The 8,418-nt window shown below is 54.5% G+C and carries 8 protein-coding genes; 1 reads left to right on the forward strand and 7 read right to left on the reverse strand.

Features of this window, described 5'->3' with window-relative positions; all coding sequences use genetic code 11:
• The 7 genes from B2067_RS07750 to bioF form a co-directional block, all read right to left on the reverse strand.
• A partial coding sequence (locus B2067_RS07750; RefSeq protein ID WP_301388020.1) for a cation:proton antiporter occupies window positions 1-1,724 on the reverse strand: 1,724 nt, incomplete at its 3' end.
• A gap of 83 nt (window positions 1,725-1,807) precedes the next feature.
• Window positions 1,808-2,626: an energy transducer TonB family protein gene (locus B2067_RS07755; RefSeq protein WP_301388021.1), complete on the reverse strand. Its 819-nt coding sequence runs from the start codon at window positions 2,624-2,626 to the stop codon at window positions 1,808-1,810.
• A complete protein-coding gene (locus B2067_RS07760) occupies window positions 2,623-3,627 on the reverse strand; it encodes a cyclic nucleotide-binding domain-containing protein (RefSeq protein ID WP_297532472.1) in 1,005 nt (334 codons plus the stop codon). The genes B2067_RS07755 and B2067_RS07760 overlap by 4 nt, the downstream gene beginning before the upstream one ends.
• A 73-nt stretch (window positions 3,628-3,700) precedes the next feature.
• Window positions 3,701-4,399 carry a dethiobiotin synthase gene (bioD, locus tag B2067_RS07765; protein WP_301388023.1) on the reverse strand — a complete coding sequence of 233 codons (699 nt, stop codon included), beginning with the start codon at window positions 4,397-4,399 and terminating at the stop codon, window positions 3,701-3,703.
• The gene (locus tag B2067_RS07770; RefSeq protein ID WP_301388025.1) at window positions 4,396-5,202 is read right to left on the reverse strand and encodes a methyltransferase domain-containing protein; all 807 of its coding nucleotides are present in this window, start codon (window positions 5,200-5,202) and stop codon (window positions 4,396-4,398) included. The genes bioD and B2067_RS07770 overlap by 4 nt, the downstream gene beginning before the upstream one ends.
• Window positions 5,199-5,954 carry an alpha/beta fold hydrolase gene (locus B2067_RS07775; protein ID WP_301388026.1) on the reverse strand — a complete coding sequence of 252 codons (756 nt, stop codon included), beginning with the start codon at window positions 5,952-5,954 and terminating at the stop codon, window positions 5,199-5,201. The genes B2067_RS07770 and B2067_RS07775 overlap by 4 nt, the downstream gene beginning before the upstream one ends.
• Window positions 5,951-7,111 carry an 8-amino-7-oxononanoate synthase gene (bioF, locus tag B2067_RS07780; protein WP_301388027.1) on the reverse strand — a complete coding sequence of 387 codons (1,161 nt, stop codon included), beginning with the start codon at window positions 7,109-7,111 and terminating at the stop codon, window positions 5,951-5,953. The genes B2067_RS07775 and bioF overlap by 4 nt, the downstream gene beginning before the upstream one ends.
• Before the next feature lie 143 nt (window positions 7,112-7,254).
• Between bioF and bioA the strand changes: the two genes are divergently transcribed.
• A partial coding sequence (gene bioA / locus B2067_RS07785; RefSeq protein ID WP_301388028.1) for an adenosylmethionine--8-amino-7-oxononanoate transaminase occupies window positions 7,255-8,418 on the forward strand: 1,164 nt, incomplete at its 3' end.

Here is an 8,418-nt window from a genome sequence, read left to right on the forward strand (position 1 = left end):
GTTATAACCTTGCCCTCTGGTGTGATTGCGAATAAGGGAATGGCATCTTTGCCGTTTTGCTGTTGAAAATCATTCCAGGTAAATTCGCTGCTCAGTCGGGTGGAATGCAGCTCGGCCCCCTGCGCCAACATGCTGGAGAATTTGCTGTACGTCAGGTCTTCACTGAAAAGGTACTGTCCACGGTGCTCTTCACCATCGATATGCATTTCCGATAGTCGCGCATCGACGGACGTCCGCAGGGCAAATATATTGTGTTGGCCAAATTCATTGCCAAAACGCATTCCTGCAACTGTGTTTATGCTGCGCTCCGGTGATAGACCAAGGAGTTTTCCGAGACCAACCAGATCAAGACGCTGCTCTGCGTATTCAGAAACGGGGTTCCCGTAAAAGGTACGCAGCCCGTCCATGCGTGCCGCACGGATGTTGTCCCAGTTTGAATCCGTGAGAAGCACATCCACTTTGTTCTTTTTGAGTTCCAGTGCAATGGTTCGGGCGATGTTATTTGCCCCAACGATCAGGAAACCGTTGGGTGGTGGCTCCGCAACTCCCAGCCAGCGGGCCATCATGCGCGAGGTAGCACTCTGAAGAACAACCGTGCCAAAAATCACGGAGAAAGTAAGTGGGACGAGTATGGCGGCTTCCGTTTCCCCGGACTGCTCAAGTTTTATCGCAAAAAGTGCAGAAACGGCCGCGGCTACGATCCCTCGTGGTGCTATCCAGGATAGCAGGGACTTCTCCTGCCAACTGAGTGTACTGCCGATGGCTGAAACCCACACAGACAAAGGTCTCGCGACGAACTGCATAATGGCGAGCAGTGCAAACGGCATCCAGCCCAGTGCGATCAGGTCATCGAGTGTCAGACGAGCGGCCAGAATAATGAAAAGTCCTGAAATCAGTAGAACTGTCAGGTGCTCTTTAAAGTTAAGAATTTCGCCAATGCGGATATCCTTTTGATTTGCCAGCCACATCCCCATCAGCGTGACTGCAAGCAGACCCGATTCGTGAGCAAGCATATTGGCAACGCTGAAGCTCAGAAACACCATAGTGAGGGTGGCCATGTTCTCCAAGTACTCCGGAACCCATCGACGCTTCAGAATAAAACCGAGAATCCAACCCGCAGTGAGGCCGAGTACCGTGCCAGAAGCGATAATTTCAACAAACGCAAGCATCCCGCTTACAGCGCCCTGAGCCTGCCCCTGAGCTACGATGAACTCATACACGACGACCACCAGGAGTGCACCCAGCGGGTCGATCAGGATACCTTCCCAGCGCAGAATGTTACCGACATCTGCGTTCGGGCGAACGGTTCTGAGCATGGGTACGATGACGGTCGGGCCGGTGACTACGGTTAGGGCACCGAAGAGGATGCTGAGCTCCCAGCTCAGTCCGAACAGGTAGTGGGTCGCGACGGCTACAACCGCCCAGGTGATCCCCGCACCTGTGGTAATCAAACGCTGCACGACGCCTTTTTGTGAGCGTATCTCTTTAAGGTCGAGGGTCAGACTGCCTTCAAAGAGAATGATCGCGACCGCCAGAGATATAAGCGGAAACAGCAGGTCCCCAAAAAGTGCGTCTGGATTGAACTGTTGAGTGACAGGCCCAATCAGTAAACCGGAGGCCAGGAGAAACAGAATAGCTGGTAACTTTACGCGCCAGGCCAACCACTGACTGGCGAACGAAATCAGACCAATTAACGCAAATGCAATGATGCCACTATCGAACACGATGTTTCCTTATATATGAAGCGGTGAGAGCGATTGATTGTAGCGGCGTGCTCTAACCCTGTACAACGCTTATACGTCGTGGCTTAGTCGGTCAGGCGCAGAGTTGGTCTGAAGAGGTAGGGTTGTTCGAGGTCTGCGGGCACGGCAGGAACTGGGCTGGTTGCCAGAATTGCGCGGCGGACCCACTCATCGGTTGCTGAATCACCACTGCTGACAATCACGTCAACGGCGGTGATAACGGCTCCGTACTTAATAGTGACCTGTAAGCGGACGTCTCCCTGGATACCCGCCGGATGCGCTGGCAATTTCTGGTTCAGGTGAGCCATGAGGCGCTCATAGTACTTCTGCTCGACCGGATCGCTGAAGCGTTGATCGTCGCCGGCAAACCGGGCTTGTTCAGATGCCGTTGATGAGGTGATGTTGGCAGCAGGTTGTTTTATAGTCCGCGCTTGAGAGTCTGGTTTTATTGAATCTGGTGTTGGAGAAGACTTTACCGAGGGAATTGGTTCCGGAGCATCTGGCTTTTGAGTGATTTCAGAGCTGGCCGTTGTGGTGATTGTGTCTGGTGTAGCGGGTGCCTGAGGCTTCACAGGCTTTTGGGTGGCCAGGGGGGCTGTGGCAGGTTCCGGTTCTCTGGCAGATTCTGGCGTTTCGGCAGGCTCAGGTTCGGGAGGTGTCGATATCGGCTGGCTGGCTGTAGAAAGCTCGCCACGTTGCTCATTGTCATTTGCCCGCTCAGGAACTTCTGTTTTTAAAGTGGCGAGGATGACCCGAGTGCTCTTTTCGTCTGTTTCCAACCCAAGGTCTGGCAGGAAGATAAGGTGCAGGCCCAGCGACAACGTAAGCGCCAGCCAGAAGCGACGTCGCGCCCAGAGTGACTTCGCTGAGTGTTGGCCCCTCATGCCAGTACGCGAGCGTCAAACCCAGCTTCTGAGAGAATATATGCTGCCGCTTCAGCGCGCCCGCCGCCTGTCGTAATGTAGATGAAATCACGCTCGAGCGACTTCAGTGCTTCCCGAAGCTTAGACAGAGGGACATTACGAGCGCGCAACACAGGTGCTGCGCTTGCTTCCTGTGTATGCCTCACATCGAGGATGATCACTCCGGTGTCTGCTTCATCAATCAGGGTCTCGAGTTCGTTTTCACGGATATAACTCAACACTGGCTTTTTCAGTAGGGGGTCAAAGTCTTCTTTTGAGAGTCGAGCGAGTGTTCCGGCCGACGTCATAGTCACGCTGGCATTGCGCGGTAATTCACTCACCAGCGCATCTTCACCGAAAAGATCGCCGGGGCCAAGGGCGGCAAGCGTTTCTTCTTCCTGCTCTGCTTTGCGTGTGACCAGTGCACCGCCTGTTTTGATTACGTAGCAATGTTCACCAATTTCACCTTCACGGATAACGACGTCTCCCAGTGATGCGGGGAGTTCTTCAAAGCGCGAAAGTAGCTTCTGGATATTCGCGGGTGGAATCCGGGTAAAAAGATCTGAGGTGATCAGTCTTTCGAGCCAGTCGCTTTCTTCATCGTGTTGGCTACGGCTTTCTGACTGGCGGAATTCAGACCAGGTTGAAATCAGTTCAAGATACGCACGCTTTACCGATACCAGCTGGCAAGGCGTTCGGGTAATGCCGGTGTAGCGATGCACGACATGTGTGTTATCCAATGCCATGAAGTTTTCATCGCTGTCGGCATCGACACCATTGATATTGAAATCATCGTCGGCGAGGTCGATACCGCCGCTGAGCAGGAAGTGGCATTCGTCGTCAGACTGGCCGCGTTTAAACAGAATTTTTCTCGCGGGAAGCGTGTGCTCGCGGAAGTGAGGCGTCAGTTCTTCAATGATGTCTTCGGACCATTCATCGAACGGGATGAAATGCTGCAGTCTTTTACTGAGCGGCGTTTCCATGAAATCTCTGTCGATTGTCTCTTTGATATTCTGAAACTATAGCAAGCCGCCGTAACTTCGTCACTGTAACTGGTCAATCCGGCCAGTGCAGAAGGTCCGACACCTGTTTCAGTGAGTTTTCATCGAAAGGATCGATGCCTCGGATGTGAGGCACGGTTCCCAGGTGCTTTATACCGCGCTGGTGGAACCATTGTGTCAGGTAGCGCAGATTTTCCTGCTGGGCTTCCATATCAGGATCGACAGAATTTGCGACCCATCCTGCAACCACTAATCCGCGTTGACGAATCGCCTCAACGGTCAGGCAGGCGTGATTGATGCAGCCGAGCTTAAGACCAATGACCAATATCACCGGCAGGTTCTGGGCGGCAGCAAAGTCGGCCAATGTCTCGGTGTCGTTGAGGGGAACTAACCAGCCTCCGGCGCCTTCGATCAATTGCAGGTCGGCGGTCTGTGTTAACCCGTTCTCACACGCTTCGATCAGCGAGCTGCATGTCAGACTCAGGCCTGCTTCTTTGGCGGCAATATGAGGCGCAATTGCTGGCTTCAGCGTGATGGGGTTGTGAACCTCATAGGTAAGGTTGCCTGATGAGTACTTCTGATGGAGAAGAGCATCCCGATTTCTGAGCCCGCTGTCTGTCCGGTCGGAGCCTGAAGCAATCGGTTTCAGACCGAAGCTGGTGTGTCCGTCGAGAACAGCACGCTGCAGCAGTGCTGCACTGATCAGTGTTTTACCAGCGTCTGTATCGGTGCCAGTCAGAAAGTAGCGTTTCATGGTTTTAGCTCAGAGGGTTGTTCTGGGTGTGCCAGGGCATAGATCCAGAGCACTTCGTAGCTTAGTGGATAGGCTGTTTGCCCCATATGCTGGGTGGCCGGATAGTGTCTGCTCAGTGCCTCAATGGCTGCGCGGCCGCCCAGGCCAGCCCGGCGGCCTGCGTTCACATTGGTGGCGCCTATGGCTTTCAGGCTGCGTAGCAAGTCAGGCACGGAATCGTAGTACTCGGTCAGGCAGTCCTGCTCAAAGACAATGTCTGTGAAACCAGCCTGCGTTAACGCATGGTTCAGACGTTCGGGAGCTTCGAATTCATTCACATGAGGGCGATCATCAATCGCACTCCAGGCCTGCTGTAGCTCTTTCTGAGTGCCTGGGAGTAAGGTTGCTATGGCAATGCGGCTCCCCGGTTTCAGTACTCGCCGCCATTCCTTGAGTGTATCTTCCGGTGCTTCGCTCCATTGCAGCATGAGGCTGGAGATCAGGCCGTCTGCCGAGCAGTCGGGTAGAGGAAGCTCGTCTGCATCGGCGAGCAAGAGATCAGTCTGAGGATCTGCGTGATTGGCGGCGGCTTCTAGCATGCCTTCGGCGAGATCGATTCCAGTAACCCGATTGGCACCTTTTAAGCGCAGGTGCGGCAGGGCGACGCCGGTACCACAACCGATATCGAGCCAGTGTCCTGACAGTGTGGGCAGTTGATTGAGCAACGCCGTGACAGCGCGCTGCTGAATGCTGGCGGCGTGATCATAACTCTGAGCGGCACGACTGAAATGCTGCGCGACCTGACGTTTATCGCGGCGCGTCATGGCATTTCCTCTGGTTTGGCTGATTCATGCTGTAGCTGCTCTGCCAGCTGATGCAGCCTTTCCAGTAAGTGATGCTTACCTTCTGTCGTAAGAAAGAAGGCATGGCTCTCTCCCGGGCTGAGTTCAACAGGGGGCATCTGAGAAGGCTTCAGCGCGTCTGCGTGACCGTACAAATGCAGGCTGCGGGGTGAGGGGGGAAGAACTTCGTACCTTAGCCATTCAAGTGTGCGGTTAAGCTCGCTCTGTACGAGGTGTTGGCTGCTCTTTAACTGCTTGATCAGGGAACGTGCTTCAGAGCTGCCCTGCGCACACAAGCCGGTGAAGCGTTTCAGTGTTGTCTCTGCGTTCGATGTTAAAGACTGAGAAAATGCTTCAAAGTCCTCTCTCGGCATACCACTGCCTGTCTTATCGGAAAGAAAGCGCTGGCCTGTTGCCAGAGTGACAAGGAACTGACTTCTGGTAGCTGCTGTGCCAGCGCAGGCTGCGGCAGCAAGTGCGCCGCCCAATGACCAGCCAATCCAGATGGCAGATGAGCCTTCGGGGCTGTCTGTATCGGGTGCGGTCGCCGCAAGTTGTGTTGCTGCAGCTTCGAAGCTGCAATCATTACTGAGGTAGTCGGCTCCCCAGTGATGCCCGGGCAGTGAGTCAAAGAAGGGCGCGAAAACATCGGCGCGGAAGCTCCAGCCGGGGAGCCACAGCCAGTTCAGGTCGCTGCCTTGAGTTGACTGGAGCTTTTGCCAGAGCGGTGTCATGACTCATCACCTGCAAATGCTGATTCAAGGGCCGTGAGCAGAGTCTCGATATCCTCGGCTGTATGCGCGGCGGTCAGGGTAACACGCAGGCGGGCTTCTCCCTGCGGAACGGTAGGTGGCCGTATGGCGGAGATCCAGATGCCCTGATTTTTAAGTCGGTCGCTGATGCGTAGTGCCCGGTCGCTGGCACCGGTCAGCAGCGGTTGCACCGGACTTTCTGAGGCCATCAATGGCAGTCCCCGTGCTTTGGCGCCACTGCGGAACTGCTCGATACGGTTGGTCAGCGTCTCGCGCAGCTTGTTGTCTTTCGCCCGCTCAAGATTGCCCAGCATGGCCTGAGCAACGGCTGGTGGCATTGCTGTGGTGTAGATATAGGAGCGCGAGAACTGAATCAGATATTCAATGAGCTCTTCACTGCCGGCGACAAAGGCTCCGTATCCTCCTAACGCCTTACCCAGAGTGCCTATGTACACTGGCAGGGCATCCTGTGAGAGGTTGAAGTGCTCTCTGACTCCCTGACCATGCTGCCCAAGAACACCAATACCGTGCGCATCATCAATCATCAATAACGCATTGTGCTGTTGGCTGAGTGCCGCAAGTCTGGCAACGTCTGCGAGATCACCATCCATGCTGAAAATACTGTCACTGACGACCAGACAATCACCGGTAGCGTCTTCAAGTAGCTCGTTAAGTTGTTGATAGTCGCAGTGGCGGTAGCGGGTCATTTTAGCGCGACTGAGCTGAGCGCCATCGAGCAGCGAGGCGTGGTTCAGTTTGTCCTGCAGTATCAGGTCACCCCGCTGGGCCAGCGCACTAATGACACCAACGTTGGCCATATAACCTGTGGAGAAGAGTAAGGCTCTTGGGTAACCAGAAAACTCCGCAAGTGCGTCTTCGAGATCATGATGAGCACGCGAGTGGCCACAAACGAGGTGGGATGCGCCACTGCCGAATTGCCATTCCTGAGCAGCGCGGGCGAGGTCTTCGCCGCCAGTATTGGCCAGGCCAAGATAGTCGTTGCTGCAGAAGTTCAGTAATTGAGAACTTCCACATGTCACGTGTGTGCTTTGCGGAGATTGCAGTGTCTGCCGTTGGCGCAACAGGTGTGCCTCTTTTCTTTGCTGAAGAGCAGACGCAAAACGGTCTTGCCAACTCATAGATAACTCCGCCAGTAAGTGCCCGTATCTTATTCCGTCGTGATCAGTGGTCAACTGCGGATCAGTAGTCTGGTTTACAGGTGACATAAAACTGCGTCATCCTAAGGCCTGACGGGAGTGCAGCCAGAACCTCAGGAGAACACATGACCTCTCATTTCATACAACCCGACCTTAATTATGACCGTGATCATGTCTGGCATCCGTACAGTTCAATGACTGATCCTGGGTATACCTGGCCGGTGGTCAGTGCTTCAGGGGTGCGACTGAAACTTCAGGACGGTCGGGAATTGATTGATGGCATGTCGAGCTGGTGGTGCACGGTTCATGGCTACAATCATCCGGTATTAAATGCGGCGCTGAACGAACAGGCTGAACGGATGAGTCATGTTATGTTCGGCGGTCTTACGCATGGACCGGCGATTGAGCTGGCACGCCGCCTTGTTGCTCTTACGCCCGACGGACTGGAAAAAGTGTTTATTGCGGATTCCGGCTCGGTGTCTGTCGAGGTCGCGATTAAAATGGCCATTCAGTACCAGCATGCACGGGGTGAAACGACAAGAACCCGCTTGCTGGCACTGGAGCGCGGTTACCATGGCGACACGCTCGGAGCCATGTCTGTCTGTGATCCCAAGCGAGGAATGCATCATCTCTTCAGCGGTATTCTGCCCGAGCAGTTTTTCGTTCCTGCGCCTCAGACGCGGTTTGAAGAAGAATGGAACCCTGATGACATTGCGCCTTTGAGAGAATCTCTCGAAAAGAATCATAAGAGCATTGCGGCCCTGATTCTTGAACCCGTTGTTCAGGGGGCAGGGGGCATGCGCTTCTATCACCCAGAGTATCTGCGTCAGGCACGCGCCCTATGTGATGAGTTTGGTGTTCTGCTGATCGCCGATGAGATCGCAACGGGCTTTGGACGATCCGGTAAGCTGTTTGCCTGTGAATATGCAGGTATCAGCCCTGACATTATGTGCGTCGGCAAGGCCATTACCGGTGGGTACATGACGCTCGCGGCGACACTGGCGACTACCGAAGTCGCAGAGACCATCAGTCGTGGTGAGGCCGGCTGCTTTATGCATGGGCCAACCTTCATGGCTAATCCGTTGGCGTGCCGTGTTGCCTGTGCCAGTCTTGATCTGCTGATGGAGAACAACTGGAAAGGGCAGGTATCAGGAATTGAGCAGGGACTTAAGACGGGTCTGAGTCGAGCCTCTGAGCTGAATGGCGTCGCGGACGTGCGGGTATTGGGCGCCATCGGCGTAATTGAACTGAAAGACCCGGTCGATGTGAAGCGACTTCAGCCTGCCTGT

Source organism: Thalassolituus sp. UBA2590 (assembly GCF_002339775.1).
Classification (GTDB): Bacteria; Pseudomonadota; Gammaproteobacteria; order Pseudomonadales; family Oceanobacteraceae; genus Thalassolituus.

Excerpts from the sequence above, each read along its gene's own strand:
- B2067_RS07770 (WP_301388025.1), bottom strand. The coding sequence starts at position 5,202 with ATGACGCGCCGCGATAAACGTCAGGTCGCGCAGCATTTCAGTCGTGCC.
- B2067_RS07760 (WP_297532472.1), bottom strand. The coding sequence starts at position 3,627 with ATGGAAACGCCGCTCAGTAAAAGACTGCAGCATTTCATCCCGTTCGAT.
- B2067_RS07775 (WP_301388026.1), bottom strand. The coding sequence starts at position 5,954 with ATGACACCGCTCTGGCAAAAGCTCCAGTCAACTCAAGGCAGCGACCTG.
- bioD (WP_301388023.1), bottom strand. The coding sequence starts at position 4,399 with ATGAAACGCTACTTTCTGACTGGCACCGATACAGACGCTGGTAAAACA.
- B2067_RS07755 (WP_301388021.1), bottom strand. The coding sequence starts at position 2,626 with ATGAGGGGCCAACACTCAGCGAAGTCACTCTGGGCGCGACGTCGCTTC.
- bioF (WP_301388027.1), bottom strand. The coding sequence starts at position 7,111 with ATGAGTTGGCAAGACCGTTTTGCGTCTGCTCTTCAGCAAAGAAAAGAG.